Raw genomic sequence first — 14,580 nt, 5'->3', positions numbered from 1 at the left:
CGCCATCGTCGGAACGCCGCCCGGAGCCGGCTCGCTCCCACAAGGTGTTGTGTTTTATCTGATGAGCATTCGGGCCCTGATGCTCAGGCCCGACTCAAGGCGCCATCGAACACTGGCGTCAACCCCGACACCTCAAGCTTGCGGACAAAGGCGCCGATACGCTGCTGCTTGTAGGCGTCCACGTCCAGATCACGGTAATCGTAGAAACCCTGGCCATCGCGCAAGCCATTGCGGCCGTTTTGCATATTGTCGGTAATCACCTGTGGCGACTCGAATCGTGGTGCCAGCGCCCCACTCAGGTAACGCGAGGCATAGTAGAGAATGTCGCCTCCCCCCCAATCGATAAACTCAAGCAGGCCCAGCACCGAGAAGCGCAAACCAAAGCCGACGCGTACTGCGGTGTCGATATCTTCTGCGCTGGCCACGCCCTCTTCCACCATCCGCGCGGCTTCGTTCATTGCCAGTGCCTGGATGCGCGGCACGATATAGCCAGCCACCGGATTGCACACCACCGGCACTTTGCCGATCTGCTTGAGCAGTTGCAGCAGCCGTTCGACCACCTGTGGGCAGGTTGCTGCGCTGCGGCTGACTTCCACCAGCGGCATCAGGTACGCCGGATTGAGCCAGTGCGCGTTCACGAAGCGCTGCGGCTCACTGACCATTTCGCTCAACTCGGTAACCAGAAAGGTCGACGTGGTCGACGCGATGATGGCCGACGCCGGGACATGCTCGCTGACCCAGGCGAAGGTCTCCTGCTTGACCTCGATGACTTCCGGCACGGCTTCGAACACCAGGTCGCACAGGCGCAATGCCGCTGCGGCCCGGGACCTGGATTGCAGCGTCAACCGGGAAATCGCGATGTCCGCCTGTTCCGGCTGGAGCATGCCGAGGCGTACCAGCATCTGTAGTTCACTGCGGATGTTGGTTCGCACACGCTCGAAGTAGATCTGCCGCTCATCTTCGGCGCGATCCTTGATGTCGATGAGAGTGACCGGCAGGCCCGCATGGATGAACGCCAAGGCAATGCCCTCGCCCATCCGGCCGGCACCGACGACGCTGACTTGAGGCAGCGCGGCGTTCATCAGTTGTAGCCCTTGGTCAGTAGCTCGGTCATCTGCGCCCGGCTCAGGTTGGCCAGACCGAGGTTTTCCAGGGTGCGACCCTCAGCGTAAAGATCACGTGCAGCGACAACCGAGGCAATGCTCAGCAGGCCTTGCGCCACCGGGGTCGGCACACCGGCCCAGCGGCCGACGGACACCAGGAAGGACAGGCCCAGGCGGGTGTCTTCCAGCATGTACCGATGCTTCTGCAGGTCAATGTCTTCGCGCCAGTCGCCGCTGTCGGTCAACTTGCCATGGGCGCCGCGACCGTACATCCACTCATCGCCGTCGGTGGTGTTGTAGTGGTCGGCCAGCGGGAAATGCGGCGCGCCGTAGGTCAGTGCTTCGCGCACGGCAATGCGCTCGGCATCGAGCTGGTTGGTCACGCGACGAATCGACGGTTGGGTGCCTTCGTTATGTATGTCCCAGGCCTCGAAATGTTCCAGGGGGCCCGCGTTCATCATGATCAGCGGCGGGTGGATGATGGGACCTGCGTTCATCAACGCACCACTCAGGGCGTCTTCAATCGGCTCGACGCTCGGGTAGGCCTCGCGCAGCACAGCGAAGGCGTGCTCGGACAGGTTGCTCGGGAACACGCCGGTCGGCAGGCGGGTGGCGTAGCAACTGATCACCAGGTCGCTGGCGCCATGCTTGCGCACCAGGTACGGCAGCGTGCCGGTTTCCGCGAAGGCGACCTTGCTGTGGTTGCCCGCATCGGCCATGGCCTTGGCGAACACGTAGCTGCCGAAGGTGCCCGGTGGCAGGAATACGACTTGACCGTCGTGCAGGTGCGGTGCGACGTGCTTGGCCAGGTCTTCGTGGGTGGTCGATGGCAGCGGGATGATCACCAATTGTGCGTCGGCCAGGGCTTCGGCCAGGTCGTCGGTGAACGACAGCTTGTCGCCCTGCTGGCCGACGGATAACTGGCGAGTGCCTTTGTAGTCCTTGATGGTCAGGCTGCCGATGGCCAGCAGTTCCTTCAGTGCGGCGGAGTCCCGACGCCACAGGCGGGTCTGGTGCCCCTTTTCAGCCATTTCGACAGCAGCGGCGTAACAGCCGTGACCACCACCCAGCACAGTAATATTCATGCAGATACTCCTTTTTGTTAGAGACTCGATCCTATCGAGCCGCACTGTCACGAACTCCTCCGATTGCGCAGCCGACTGACGGATTACGCAGATGACTCAATGCTTCTGTCGCCGCAGGGTGTCCGACGGCAGGCAGCCATAGCGTTGCCGATAAGCGCTGGAAAAATGCCCGAAGCTGTTGATGCCGTGACGCAACAGGATATCGGTGACGGTCTCACCGGCCCTGCCCTGCTTCAGCGACTCATGGATCAGCGCCAGACGACGGTCACGGATGTACTCGACCGGTGCTTGCTGGAGAAACTGCTTGAAGCCGTTCTGCAAGGTGCGGACCGAGACACCACATAGCTCGCTCAGGGTTGCCAGGCTGATCGGTTCGTCGAGGTGCGCCTCGATATAGTCGCGGGCCTTCTTCACGTGGTGCGGCAGCGGCGCGCGCGAATCGAACAAAAGATCCGCGGAGTAGTTATGCGGCAACTGTGTGAGCAACAGTTGCATCAGGTATTCGGACAGGCCGCTGGCGATGCGCGAACCGTCCACGCCGCTGCCGTAAAGCCGGCAGATGTAGTCCAGGGTGTGAAAGAGACTGACCACGCCGGCGCCCAAATGGTCGACGCTGACATCGAAGATCACCGACTGCCGCAGGCTGCGGCCGAGCAGGCGCTGCAGTTGCGTCTCCAGGGCATCACGGTCGACGCGCAGGATCACGTTGCGGCATTGGCCATCGGTGACGATGCGGCTTTGCGCGAACGGCGAGGAAACGCTCAGGTAACCCGACTGCATCACCGCGCTGCGCCGCCCGTGGGCCACTTCGCAATGCCCCTGCAAGGTAATGCGAAACAGATATTGATCGGCAATGTCACCGATGGTGATCTCCACCGGCGCGCCATAGCGCAAGTCGAGCAGCGCCGAATCGCCGAAGAATACGCCATTGAGCCGAGTGTAAATCGGCTCATCTCGCAAGACGTTGAAGCTGTGCGGGCACAGGTAATGGCTGACCTTGTCCCTGATCTCACGGTAATCGGCCGATCTGAGCAGGCTGTGCCGTTCCAGCAGGTGTACGTCATTCAACATCAGCGATTCTCCTGACCTGAAGCGGATCGGCCCCGCTGCGTGGAAACGCAGCGAGGCCGGGGTACCGAACATGGCCTTTTTATGTCACGCCTGGATCGGGTGCTCCCGGGCATAGCTTTCGCGGAAGTGACGGCAACCACGCCATAGCAACAGCACCGTCAATGCCGACGCGCCGCAGATCACCAGCGACATCGACGAGCCCACCGCCGCTGGCGAACCGAAGTAACGGTCGGTCAAGAGCGCCACCAGCGTGGTACCCAGGCCCAACCCCAACAGATTGCTTATCAGCAGAAACACCGCCGAGACCTGCGCACGCACCTGATTCGGCGCGAGGATCTGCATCGCCGCCGTGGACGCTGGCATCGGGAACGAGGCGAAGAACATCGCCGGCACCAACAGAGTCACCGACAGCCACAGTTGATCGGCTTGAGGGAACAGCACGGCCGGCACCGCCATGCCGAGGGCACCGATCACGCCAGTGCGCATCGCCGCGTCCTGATGACCTTTCTTGGCCAGATAGTCAGTCAGCCATCCACCGAACAGCACCCCGGCGGTGTTGGCCAGCAACAGCACGGTGCCGAGCATGTAGCCTGCCTCCATTGGCGACAGGCCGAACTTGCGGATATACAGCGCCGGGCTCCAGCTCATCATGCAGAAAAGGACCATGGCGTAAAACGAAAAGCCCAAGTAATGGCAGGTAAAGGTGGCACGGTGGCGGCCGAGGAAGCGAAAGCCATCGCTCATCGCAACCTTCTTGGCCCGACCCTGTGCATCGACCTGCAGGCCTTTGCGCGCCGGGTTGCGCACAGTGAGCCAGATCAACAGACCTACCAGGATGCCGGGCAAGCCGACAATGAAAAACGCCAGTTGCCAGGCCTTCATCGCACCAAGAAAAGCGACCTCGATGGTGTTCATGTCCTTGAGCATGGCGATTACATAACCACCGACCAGAAAGGCCAGACCACCACCGACGAACGAGCCGATCGAGTAGATACCCACTGCGCGGCCGAGTTTTTCCTTGGGGAACATATCGCTGAACATCGAGTAGGCCGAAGGCGACAGGGCCGCTTCGCCGACGCCAACGCCGATGCGGGCGAGGAACATGTGCAGGAAGTTTTTGCTCAGGCCGCAGGCGGCAGTCGCCAGGCTCCAGAACACCACACCGACGGCGATGATCTTCGGACGGGAGAAGCGGTCGGCCAGATAGGCGATGGGCATGCCCATGAACGCGTAGAACAATGAAAAAGCCAGACCGTGCAACAAGCTGAACTGGGTGTCACTGATCTGCAGGTCGGCTTTGATCGGCTCGATCATCAGCGCCAGGATCTGCCGATCCACGAATGAAAAGATGTAGGCGATCATGCACAAACCGACCACGTACCACTCGTAAATGTAGGTTTTCTTCTTCTGCAGGACCGCGTTATCGACCTGAATATTCACTAGTGTTTGCTCCTCTTGGAATCCGCTCAAGCGCGCAGCGCGCCGGGTGAAGGTGCGCAAGACACCGACTGGGAAATTGCTGGGCAGCTACCTGCCGCAGGGAGGCGGATTGCATGAGAGATGTAAAAAACGATGGGTTCACACATAGTCAGGCCTCTTATTGTTATGGGGTAAAACACCAGCGAGTCGCGCTCGGCGACAGCGCTTACCAGAACTTCCAGGTGTAAGTCGTGGCGAAACGGAACTCGTTGTAGTCGTAGCCGTACTTCTGTTTCACATCGATGTTGCGCAGGTCTAGGCCCAGGCCTTGCAGCGCCCCGCTCTGCACCACGTAGTTGAGCCCCAGATAACGTTCGCTTTCCTCGTTGTCGCTCAAGTTGCCGCCGCGGTCCCAGTTAGTTCCCTTGTAGTAACGGGTGAAGAACTTCAGCCCCGGCACGCCCATCCCGGCAAAGTCATAGCTGTAGCGCGCACCCCATGACTTTTCATCGGGACGGATAAAGCCTACCGACCCCCAATGCACCAGGTAGGGTTGCGGGATATAACCGTTCATCGTCGGGAACACACTGTCACCGAGCATGCGCTGGTAACTGAGGCCAAACATGTGTGCACTCTTGAGCAAGCTGAACAAGGCGCCGTAGGAACGGTTATCAATTTCACCGTCCAAAGCACTGCCGGCTTCATTGTTATTGAAGTAGCGCAAGTCGGTTTTAAGCTTGTAGCCATTGCCCAGATCAGCCATGTGCATCAGGCCAAAATAGTGCTGCTGATAAATATCCTGCAAGACGCCATAGAAGTAACTGGCTTGTAAGTTCTTGGTAATGTCGTAAGTGGCTCCGGCAAAGTCCAGGCCGTCACTGTCGAGATTGGCGGGGGTGCCAAATTTGTACAGTTTCCCGTGGTTAGAAGATTCCCGTGTAACGGCAGACCAGAAACGGCCGCCGGTCAGCATCAACCCATCGACTTCCCTGGACTCGACCACGGCCCCTTGGTAGATGGTGTCCAACTGCCGACTGGTGTCATCGAACGCCACCGGTAATTGCGGGCGAAGATCACCGACCTTCAACTCGGTCTTGTTGTAGCGCGCCTTGAAGGTCGCACCGGCGCGGCTGTAGTCAGGGGCCGTCTGCTGATTGCTTACGCTGTACGGCAACGAACCATCGTTGCCCGACGAATCCAGGCGCACGGCGTATTGTGCATCCACATCCAGGCCGATGGCCAAGGCCGTATTGGTGTAGCCGGAGGTGAATTGCGCATCGAAACCCTGAGACCAACTATGCACTTCAGACACGGGCGCATTGTTATTGGTGTAGTTGCGGTGCAGGTAGAAGTTACGTGTATCTACTTTAAAGTGACTGTCATCCACAACATCGGCATGTGCCGCCCATGGCGAACAGATCAACCCCAACACGCCGGCAATACCAAGCCCACGGCGAAATTGCTTTACCTCATACATCTGACATCTCCACATCTTGATGTGCTTGGGCACTGTTTTTATAAGAGCAGAATCAAACCAGGCACAAAAAACGCCGACAGCGGGAAGTTGCCGTGCAGCTATTAGCCACACTCAGGTGGATTGCGAGTGAGATGTATTGGATGTTGGGTATGAACATAGCAAGGCCTCTTTTTGTTATGGGGCAAAACGCCAGGCGAACTCAATGGAACAGTCCGCGACCACGCCTCGCCGCTTGTCTACGCAAGGTAATTGAGTAGACGCCGCGCCGGTATTGAGACGAACAGCATCTGCGGGGGGGAAATCTTCAACCCGGCTAAAGTTTTCCCTTAGTCGACTCAGAAGTGGAACGAGGTGCGCATCGACAGGAATTGTTCGACCTACACCCGTACAGTCAGCCAGGCAGACACGAGCAGCAAAAAAGCCAGTGCATGGTTCATGCGTTTGAAGGCCTGCGGCGAACCAAAAAACCGGGCACTACCCAAGCCCAGCAACGCCGGGCCATAACAGCAGGTCGTGTCCTGACAGGCCCCTTCACAGGGGGATTGCCCCCAAAGTTGGCTGAAGTTCCCCAGCCATGCGTTTTCTTTCGGGCTGACGCATGCCTGAAAAGTCCATTTGCTCCGTCGCAGGCACTAAACAGAACGATGACGGGTTGGCTGGCACAGAGAATGCTGGGTATTCATCGAGAACTCATCAAGTGGTTCGAGCAGCACAACCGGGATAAGCCGCATGCACAGGACACGCTCCATTCAGCCAGCTTCAGCTATTTTCAGACGCTTGGATCGTGGGGCGGCCGACCCGATTGCGCCGACCAACCCACCCAACCTCTTGCGATGGTTTTCGATCATCAGCTTCATCCTGATCAGCGTGATAGCCATTGGACTGGGTTCGGTGACGACCCGTTTCCTGGTTATCGAAAGCCTGGAGCGCGACGCCCTGCTGTCAGCGCAATTTATCCAGACCATCGCCCTGGGTGAGATACGTCACCACGGCTTAGCCGGAATGCGCATGGGCGACGTTTTGGCAGCCACCCATTATGGGATGCTGTCGGAAGAAATGTCGCAGAACAGGCAACGTGCCCGCTCCGAGTTCCTCGACCACCTTTCGCACCTGCCGGACTCGCTCCTGATCAGCATCTACTCCCCTCTTCGGACAGTGATGTGGTCGACCAATCCGCAGCTTATTGGACAAAAATTTCTGAACGACAAACCCCTTGAAGCGGCATTCAGCTCCAAAGACCGGGTTTCCACCAAATACAGCAACGCCGATGAACTCCGTCCTGAACAGCAATTTTTGCTCGCTCCCAAAATGTTCTTCATCGAGAGCTACATCCCCCTGGTAGATGATCTGGGGAATACGCTGGCAGTCGTGGAAATTTACAAGGAGCCGGCCGATCTGATCGAGCGGCTCAATCGTGGCCACTGGATAATCTGGCTGACTACGGCGGCCGGCGGGCTGCTCCTTTACTTCGGGCTGTATTGGATTGTTCGACGGGCATCGATTCAGCTGGCATCACAGGAAGCCCAGCTCGTCGCCAACAAGACCTATATGGGCCTGGTCGAAATGTCCACAGCGGTCGCTCATAGTCTGCGCAATCCACTTGCCTGCATCCGCTCCAGCGCAGAATTGGCGAGCGACATGGACGGCCAACCTGCCAGGAAGAATATCGACGACATTGTCGGCCAAGTGGATCGGATGTCGCAGTGGGTGCACGAATTGCTGCTGTGCTTGCGACCTATTCGTGGAGAGGCAGAACTGGTGGACCCCATGATTGTGGTCCAGGCCACGCTGGCCGGCTTCAACGCGCAATTGGCTCAGTCAAGAATCCAGCTCGAGTTCAAGAATGAGCCCACCCTGCGGATCATCAGTAATCCACTTTTGCTTTCTCAAATTCTGAATAGCGTCATTGCCAATGCTATAGAGGCTATGCACGGAGGGGGGAAATTAACCATCCAGGCCAATGTGGATGAACCCCATCAATGGCTGCATCTCATCATTGGTGACACCGGCAATGGAACGTTACGGCAACAAGAAATGATGGCGTTCAAAACCTTCTACACCACCAAGCAAGGCAAGCTGGGTATAGGGCTGATTATGGTGAAACAGATCATGGAAAGTTTTGGTGGAGAAGCCAGCCTGACCCACCATGAACAACAGGGAACATCCGTACGCTTGAGTTTCAAGGTAGTGGAAAGAAGAGCCAGCGCGTTGCGCTGACCCTCATCGATTGGCTAAATCGTTCAACGGGCGTTTCGTAGCTTAGTTTTTCTTCTTGATGAGTTTATTCACGTAGTACTTGAGGCTTAAACGATCTTTGGGTCTTGGCTTGTAGTGGGTCTTGTTTCTTTGTGCGGGATCGATCGCCATGGTTCCCGCGGTGTAGTAATAAAGCGCTATAGACCTGCGCGTGATGTGCTCTGGAGTCGTCAAAGGCTCTGGGTGCCCATGATTGCTGTCTTTGTCTGTATTGAAGATGACGCAGCGATTGTAAATCGGTAGAACTTTCTTAAGGCAGGTCTTCATATTGACATCCCAAAGTTCCAGATGACCGCCGTATTCCTCTTGCCAGTTTTCATTCAGATAAATGATGATATTCAGTCTACGCTCAACATTAAGCTTTTTGTTGAGCCTGAAATCCGAGTGCACCCCAAGGAAACCACCACTCCTGGTTTCGTGCAGCCCGCCACCGCTAAAGTAGGGATCGGGTATCAAACCTTCGATGCCTGTGAGCTTTTCAAGAAACTGCAACATGGGCGCGGAGTTAAACGCGTTAAAAACGGTCTTGAGAAAAGGGCTGCATTCATTGGGACTTATTTGACGTTTTAGCTGACCTTTATAGCCGCGCTCGTAGAGCATTTCGTTGTTGGTTGGCTCGACAGGAAAGTTCGAGCATATACTTGCAATCAGGTCTTCGTGCAAAAAGTTATCGATAACGATGTGCGGAAATGGCGTAGCCTGAATATAGTGGCTGGCCAATGAATGACCAAAGGCGCTGGCGGCGTTTTGGTCGAAATCAAGCCCCGATGAGAGGGTGATGGGTAGTGTTTGAGTGATGGGTGCCATTACCGCTCCAGTAACTTAATACAAAAAAACCTGTTGAATGAATTAAAACAGAGTCAACCGCACTGCTCGCGCACGCCTGATTGACTCATGCTTTGCCGGTTTCCTTGTTCAAACGCTTAAGAATATTATTGTACATTTTGGTTCGCCTATGAGTCGATTCATAGCCCCCGGCCGCTGCGACAGTACCAGACTGAATATGATCCAGATAGCTGAAAATTTTACGCGGCGATAACATTTCAACAGCATAGCCAAGCTCGGTCATGCGGTCTTGAAGGGTATAACCAGGAACACGATCGTCCATCGAAAAATGCAGGCCGTGCTGTTTTATAAGTTTGCAGTTCCACAACGTACAGAAACTCTTCAAGTACACTTCTCTGTAGGGTTTTGGTTCTCTGGAGCGTAACCCTATAGAAATTTTCAGCCGTCTGAAATGGTGCTTGAATAGTCGCGAGCTAAAACGCCAAAGCGTTCGCGTGGCTCCACGATTTAATTGTTCCACACAACCGACGGCTACGACCTTTTTATTATTAACGCACTTATTCAGCATCATTGGGAAAACATTTTTATCGAACACAAATGTATCTGTATGCAAGAGGAATAAATAATCAGTTTCAACTCGCTCCAAAACCAGATCAAGTGCTTTGCCATGCGCGATATGACCTGCCTCTGGCTCAGTGATTGAGCGTTCGATTAAATTAATCCAGTCAAGCGACTTCAAATACTCAGTGCTTTCATCGGCAGAATAGTTATCAACTACCCATATCGGGACGCTATCACCCAGATGTTGGCGCAGCAAGTCCAAACATATCTTGGTGATTTCTGGTGTTTTGTAATTTACTATAACTATGCTAAATGCATTAGAGTTATCAGCCGATAAATTAGCGCTACTCATCGTTTAGACACTCAACGTATTATAATTAGATGCAGCGTTAATTGAGCTTGCATCGAGTCGTCGCTTATAGCTTCGCATTTGGTTTCGCATGATTATAACCCTAATCGGCCAAGATTCTTTTTCATACGCTGAATAGCCACAAGCATAGTCAACTCAAAGCCTGATGGAGAGGAGCATGTCGATTTTCATCTTATAAGGATCCACTCTACAGGTAAATATCCGTGAGTTATTTTGTTACTTCTGAAGGCTGCGCAGGCGAGCTTTTGGGGAGCCAGCTATCGGCCACATCGGCCATTCTGGACACCTGACTTTGCACCCAAAACCAGGCGTCCCTCATGGTATGGCCGCGAAAAGCCCGCTAACATCCGCTACTGTTCTTACTTCGTTGAATTGCCGGGTGCTTTGTGGCCAAAAAGTCGAAACGTGAGATTGCCGCCGCCAATGGCAACTCTGAATCTCCGCTCACCGTGGCTGACGTGGCTCTCAAAGCAGGTGTTTCACCTATTACAGTTTCGCGCGCCTTGCACCGCCCGGAGCTGGTGAGTGATGCCACCAGGCAACACGTTTTGGAAACGGTGCGTGAGATGGGCTATGTGCCCAATCTATTGGCCGGTAGCCTCGCCTCTAGCAAAAGCCGACTGGTTGCCATTCTGCTTCCCACCATTGGCACCTCCATATTTGCCGGCGCGGTACAAGCCATCATGGATCGGCTGACCGAGGCAGGTTATCAATCGCTCCTGGGCCCGACCGGGTATTCCCCTGAAAAAGAAGAAGTCTTGCTGGAAGCCATTCTGGGCCGACGTCCGGACGGTATCGTTCTGACGGGCACCCTCCACACTGAAGCCAGTAGAAACCGGCTTGCGTCAGCCGGTATTCCGGTGGTTGAAGCCTGGGATCTCAGTGATACAGCGCTGGATATACAAGTCGGTTTTTCTCATGAAAAAGTCGGTGCGCTCGTCGCTGATCACTTTTTTGCGAAGGGCTACCGACGATTCTCGGTTATCTCAGTGGATGACCCACGAGCTATTCGACGCTGCAATGGCCTGATCGAACGGCTCAAGCAGCATGACCTGCACGACGTGCCGGTAGAAATCCTGCCGCTGCCTGCGACATGGGAAGTCGGCAGAGAAGGCTTGAAACGACTTCAGCTGCGCGCATCCCCTCCCGAACTGATCTTCTGCAGTTCCGATACGCTAGCCTTCGGCGTGCTTGCGGAAGCCGCCAGCCAAGGCTTGCGCGTCCCTCAAGACATCGCCGTGCTCGGATTTGGCGACATTACCAATGCCAAATTCGCCCACCCCGCCCTGTCCACCGTCAGCGTCAATGCCGCGACAATGGGCCGCGAAGTGGCCGAAGCGCTGCTCAGAAGATTTTCCGGCGATGGTGATTCCTCCGTAAACCAGATGGATACCGGCTTCGAGCTGATCGAACGCGCCAGCACCTGATTCAATTTTGAAAATCCCGCCAAATGGCGCTTGAAATGATAGCGCTATCTGTTTAATGATAGCGCTATCGTTGTACGACAACCTACAACGACACATGACGGATATCGTCGACCTGACCGGTCTACCCGCACAAAAATAATTCGTGGGAGCGTCAACCATGCAAGAACCCAAGCAAACCCGCGTCCGCTATTTGATCCTGCTCATGCTGTTCCTGGTGACGACGATCAACTATGCCGACCGCGCAACCATCTCCATTGCAGGCTCCAGTATTCAAAAAGACTTGGGGCTGGACGCCGTGACCCTTGGCTACATCTTTTCAGCGTTTGGTTGGGCTTATGTTCTGGGCCAGATCCCGGGCGGCTGGCTCCTTGATCGCTTCGGTTCAAAGAAAGTCTACGCCGGGAGTATTTTCACCTGGTCACTGTTCACCCTGCTGCAGGGTTATATCGGTGAGTTCGGGATCTCCACCGCCGTGGTGTTGCTGTTTCTGCTGCGCTTCATGGTCGGTCTGGCGGAAGCGCCTTCGTTCCCGGGCAACGCACGGATCGTTGCCACGTGGTTTCCGACCAAGGAACGCGGGACCGCGTCAGCCATCTTCAACTCGGCGCAATACTTTGCGACCGCACTGTTCGCACCGTTAATGGGTTGGATCGTCTATACATTCGGTTGGCAGCACGTGTTCATCGTCATGGGCGCCTTGGGCATCGTGTTCTCGCTGATATGGCTGAAGGTGATCTACGGGCCAAAGGACCACCCGAAGGTCAACGCCGCCGAGCTCAAGTACATCGCCGACAACGGCGGACTGGTCGACCTGGAAGATTCGAAAGCGAAAAAGGACAGTGGCCCCAAGTGGGATTACATCCGTCAGCTTCTGACCAACCGCATGATGATGGGTATCTACATCGGTCAGTTCTGCATCAACGCCCTTACCTACTTCTTCCTCACATGGTTCCCGGTTTATCTCGTACAAGAACGCGGCATGACCATTCTGAAGGCCGGGTTTATTGCGTCGCTACCGGCCATCTGCGGCTTTCTGGGCGGTGTCCTGGGTGGCGTGATTTCGGACACGTTGCTGCGTCGCGGCAACTCTCTGAGCGTGGCACGCAAGACCCCCATCGTGTGCGGCATGTTGTTGTCGATGAGCATGATCATCTGCAACTACGTCGATGCTGACTGGATGGTGGTGTGCTTCATGGCGCTGGCGTTCTTCGGCAAAGGTATCGGCGCACTGGGCTGGGCCGTCGTGTCGGATACCTCGCCGAAGCAAATCGCAGGCCTGTCAGGTGGCTTGTTCAACACCTTTGGCAACCTGTCTTCGATCTCCACGCCGATCATCATCGGTTACATCATTGCCGCCACCGGCTCTTTCAAAATGGCTTTGGTATTCGTGGGTGCCAACGCGCTGGTCGCGGCCATCAGCTACCTGTTCATCGTTGGCGAAATCAAACGTATCGAACTCAAAGGCGTGACTGACAGCCCCGTTCCCGCCCCGGCAACCACCGTGAAACACGCAGGCTAATTACCCCCCAACTACAAGAAAGGTATGAACGTATGGACGCTTTGAATCATCCTCAGGCAACCACCGGTGCACCTGTAATCACCGACCTGAAAGTCGTTCCGGTGGCGGGACATGACAGCATGCTGCTCAATTTGAGCGGTGCTCACGGCCCGTTATTCACGCGCAATATTCTGATTCTGACGGACAGTTCGGGTCACGTCGGCGTCGGTGAAGTGCCGGGCGGTGAAGGCATCCGCAAAACGCTGGAGGATGCCCGCGACTTGCTGAGCGGCCAGTCAATTGGCAACTATCAAAGTCTGTTGAACAAAGTCAGAAACGCCTTCGCCGACCGCGATGTGGGTGGTCGCGGCCTGCAAACATTCGATCTGCGCATCGCAGTGCATGCCGTGACGGCAGTGGAATCAGCCTTGCTGGATCTTCTGGGTCAGCACTTGCAAGTGCCTGTCGCGGCACTGCTGGGCGAAGGGCAACAACGCGATGCCGTTGAAATGCTGGGTTACCTGTTTTACGTCGGCGACCGCAACAAGACTGACCTGGGCTATCGCTCGGAACAGGATGCCGATAACGAATGGTTCCGCCTGCGCAACGTAGAAGCACTGACTCCGGAATCGGTGGTTGCGCTTGCGGAGGCCGCCTATGACCGCTACGGCTTCAAGGATTTCAAACTCAAAGGCGGCGTGCTTCGAGGCGAAGACGAAATCGCCGCCGTCACGGCATTGGCGGAACGCTTCCCTGATGCACGCATCACCCTCGATCCAAACGGCGCCTGGTCACTGAAGGAAGCCGTGGCCCTGTGCCGCGATCAGCATCACGTTCTGGCCTACGCCGAAGATCCGTGCGGGGCTGAAAATGGCTATTCAGGTCGCGAAGTGATGGCCGAGTTCCGCCGCGCCACGGGCCTGCGCACTGCCACCAACATGATTGCCACCGACTGGCGCCAGATGGGACACGCGATCCAGTTGCAATCCGTCGACATTCCCTTGGCGGACCCGCATTTCTGGACGATGCAGGGATCCGTTCGTGTGGCTCAGATGTGCAAGGAATGGGGGTTGACGTGGGGCTCTCACTCAAACAACCATTTCGATATTTCGCTCGCCATGTTCACTCACGTCGCAGCCGCTGCCCCCGGAAACATTACCGCCATCGATACCCACTGGATCTGGCAGGACGGTCAGCGCCTGACCAAAGAGCCATTGCAGATCAAAGGCGGTTTAGTGGAAGTACCCAAGAAGCCGGGCCTGGGCGTCGAGCTGGACTGGGACGCGCTGATACAAGCCCACGAAGTCTACAAAACCATGGGCCTGGGCGCCCGCGATGACGCCACCGCCATGCGGTATCTGGTGTCGGGTTGGGAGTTCAACAACAAGCGTCCGTGCATGGTTCGCTGATCCCGTCGTTTCAATGGCCTGCCTCAATCAGAGGCAGGCTTACTAACCTCCCCTCTGGTGACGACGGACTATCCGGGGCCAGCACTTCAATCGAAACCCTCCCCTGCCCCGTAGCAGC

11 protein-coding genes and 1 pseudogene are annotated in these 14,580 nt (G+C 56.1%); 4 read left to right on the top strand and 8 right to left on the bottom strand.

The window, feature by feature from the left end:
* Positions 1–83 precede the first annotated feature (83 nt).
* From PMI22_RS19620 to PMI22_RS31965, 6 genes and pseudogenes are all read right to left on the bottom strand, one after another.
* Positions 84–1,082, bottom strand: a complete 999-nt coding sequence (locus tag PMI22_RS19620; RefSeq protein ID WP_007944693.1) for a 3-hydroxybutyryl-CoA dehydrogenase — start codon at positions 1,080–1,082, stop codon at positions 84–86.
* Complete coding sequence (locus PMI22_RS19625; protein WP_007944692.1) at positions 1,082–2,188, bottom strand: NAD/NADP-dependent octopine/nopaline dehydrogenase family protein; 1,107 nt, start codon at positions 2,186–2,188, stop codon at positions 1,082–1,084. The genes PMI22_RS19620 and PMI22_RS19625 overlap by 1 nt, the downstream gene beginning before the upstream one ends.
* A gap of 96 nt (positions 2,189–2,284) precedes the next feature.
* A complete protein-coding gene (locus tag PMI22_RS19630) occupies positions 2,285–3,259 on the bottom strand; it encodes an AraC family transcriptional regulator (RefSeq protein WP_007944691.1) in 975 nt (324 codons plus the stop codon).
* Positions 3,260–3,343: 84 nt separating this feature from the next.
* Positions 3,344–4,699 carry a spinster family MFS transporter gene (locus PMI22_RS19635; RefSeq protein WP_007944690.1) on the bottom strand — a complete coding sequence of 452 codons (1,356 nt, stop codon included), beginning with the start codon at positions 4,697–4,699 and terminating at the stop codon, positions 3,344–3,346.
* Between the two features lie 205 nt (positions 4,700–4,904).
* Positions 4,905–6,155, bottom strand: a complete 1,251-nt coding sequence (locus tag PMI22_RS19640) for an OprD family outer membrane porin (protein ID WP_007944688.1) — start codon at positions 6,153–6,155, stop codon at positions 4,905–4,907.
* 377 nt (positions 6,156–6,532) lie between these two features.
* Positions 6,533–6,649 (bottom strand): annotated as a pseudogene (locus tag PMI22_RS31965) (LysE family translocator); the annotation flags it as partial.
* Between the two features lie 235 nt (positions 6,650–6,884).
* On the opposite strand from PMI22_RS31965, the gene PMI22_RS19645 reads away from it, so the two are divergent.
* The gene (locus PMI22_RS19645) at positions 6,885–8,372 is read left to right on the top strand and encodes a sensor histidine kinase (protein ID WP_007944687.1); all 1,488 of its coding nucleotides are present in this window, start codon (positions 6,885–6,887) and stop codon (positions 8,370–8,372) included.
* A gap of 42 nt (positions 8,373–8,414) precedes the next feature.
* Here the strand turns inward: PMI22_RS19645 and PMI22_RS19650 are convergent, their stop codons facing one another.
* Positions 8,415–9,218, bottom strand: coding sequence for a 2OG-Fe(II) oxygenase (locus PMI22_RS19650; RefSeq protein ID WP_007944686.1), 804 nt, complete (start codon positions 9,216–9,218; stop codon positions 8,415–8,417).
* Positions 9,219–9,303: 85 nt separating this feature from the next.
* Positions 9,304–10,110 carry a glycosyltransferase gene (locus tag PMI22_RS19655; RefSeq protein WP_007944685.1) on the bottom strand — a complete coding sequence of 269 codons (807 nt, stop codon included), beginning with the start codon at positions 10,108–10,110 and terminating at the stop codon, positions 9,304–9,306.
* A gap of 404 nt (positions 10,111–10,514) precedes the next feature.
* Here PMI22_RS19655 and PMI22_RS19660 point away from each other — a divergent pair, with 404 nt between their 5' ends.
* The 3 genes from PMI22_RS19660 (at position 10,515) to gudD (ending at position 14,462) form a co-directional block, all read left to right on the top strand.
* Positions 10,515–11,555, top strand: coding sequence for a LacI family DNA-binding transcriptional regulator (locus PMI22_RS19660; RefSeq protein ID WP_007944684.1), 1,041 nt, complete (start codon positions 10,515–10,517; stop codon positions 11,553–11,555).
* A gap of 157 nt (positions 11,556–11,712) precedes the next feature.
* Positions 11,713–13,074: an MFS transporter gene (locus tag PMI22_RS19665; protein WP_007944683.1), complete on the top strand. Its 1,362-nt coding sequence runs from the start codon at positions 11,713–11,715 to the stop codon at positions 13,072–13,074.
* A gap of 32 nt (positions 13,075–13,106) precedes the next feature.
* On the top strand, positions 13,107–14,462 hold the full coding sequence (gudD, locus tag PMI22_RS19670; protein ID WP_007944682.1) for a glucarate dehydratase: 1,356 nt from the start codon (positions 13,107–13,109) through the stop codon (positions 14,460–14,462).
* The last annotated feature ends 118 nt before the right edge of the window (positions 14,463–14,580 follow it).

The sequence above is a fragment of the Pseudomonas sp. GM21 genome, from assembly GCF_000282215.1.
Lineage (GTDB): Bacteria > Pseudomonadota > Gammaproteobacteria > Pseudomonadales > Pseudomonadaceae > Aquipseudomonas.
This window is presented reverse-complemented; position numbering and strand designations above follow the sequence as displayed.

Bases quoted from the DNA above. Each gene is read 5' to 3' on its own strand.
- PMI22_RS19665 (WP_007944683.1), top strand. From the start codon at position 11,713: ATGCAAGAACCCAAGCAAACCCGCGTCCGCTATTTGATCCTGCTCATG.
- PMI22_RS19640 (WP_007944688.1), bottom strand. From the start codon at position 6,155: ATGTATGAGGTAAAGCAATTTCGCCGTGGGCTTGGTATTGCCGGCGTG.
- PMI22_RS19620 (WP_007944693.1), bottom strand. From the start codon at position 1,082: ATGAACGCCGCGCTGCCTCAAGTCAGCGTCGTCGGTGCCGGCCGGATG.
- PMI22_RS19650 (WP_007944686.1), bottom strand. From the start codon at position 9,218: ATGGCACCCATCACTCAAACACTACCCATCACCCTCTCATCGGGGCTT.
- PMI22_RS19625 (WP_007944692.1), bottom strand. From the start codon at position 2,188: ATGAATATTACTGTGCTGGGTGGTGGTCACGGCTGTTACGCCGCTGCT.
- PMI22_RS19630 (WP_007944691.1), bottom strand. From the start codon at position 3,259: ATGTTGAATGACGTACACCTGCTGGAACGGCACAGCCTGCTCAGATCG.
- PMI22_RS19645 (WP_007944687.1), top strand. From the start codon at position 6,885: ATGCACAGGACACGCTCCATTCAGCCAGCTTCAGCTATTTTCAGACGC.
- PMI22_RS19655 (WP_007944685.1), bottom strand. From the start codon at position 10,110: ATGAGTAGCGCTAATTTATCGGCTGATAACTCTAATGCATTTAGCATA.
- gudD (WP_007944682.1), top strand. From the start codon at position 13,107: ATGGACGCTTTGAATCATCCTCAGGCAACCACCGGTGCACCTGTAATC.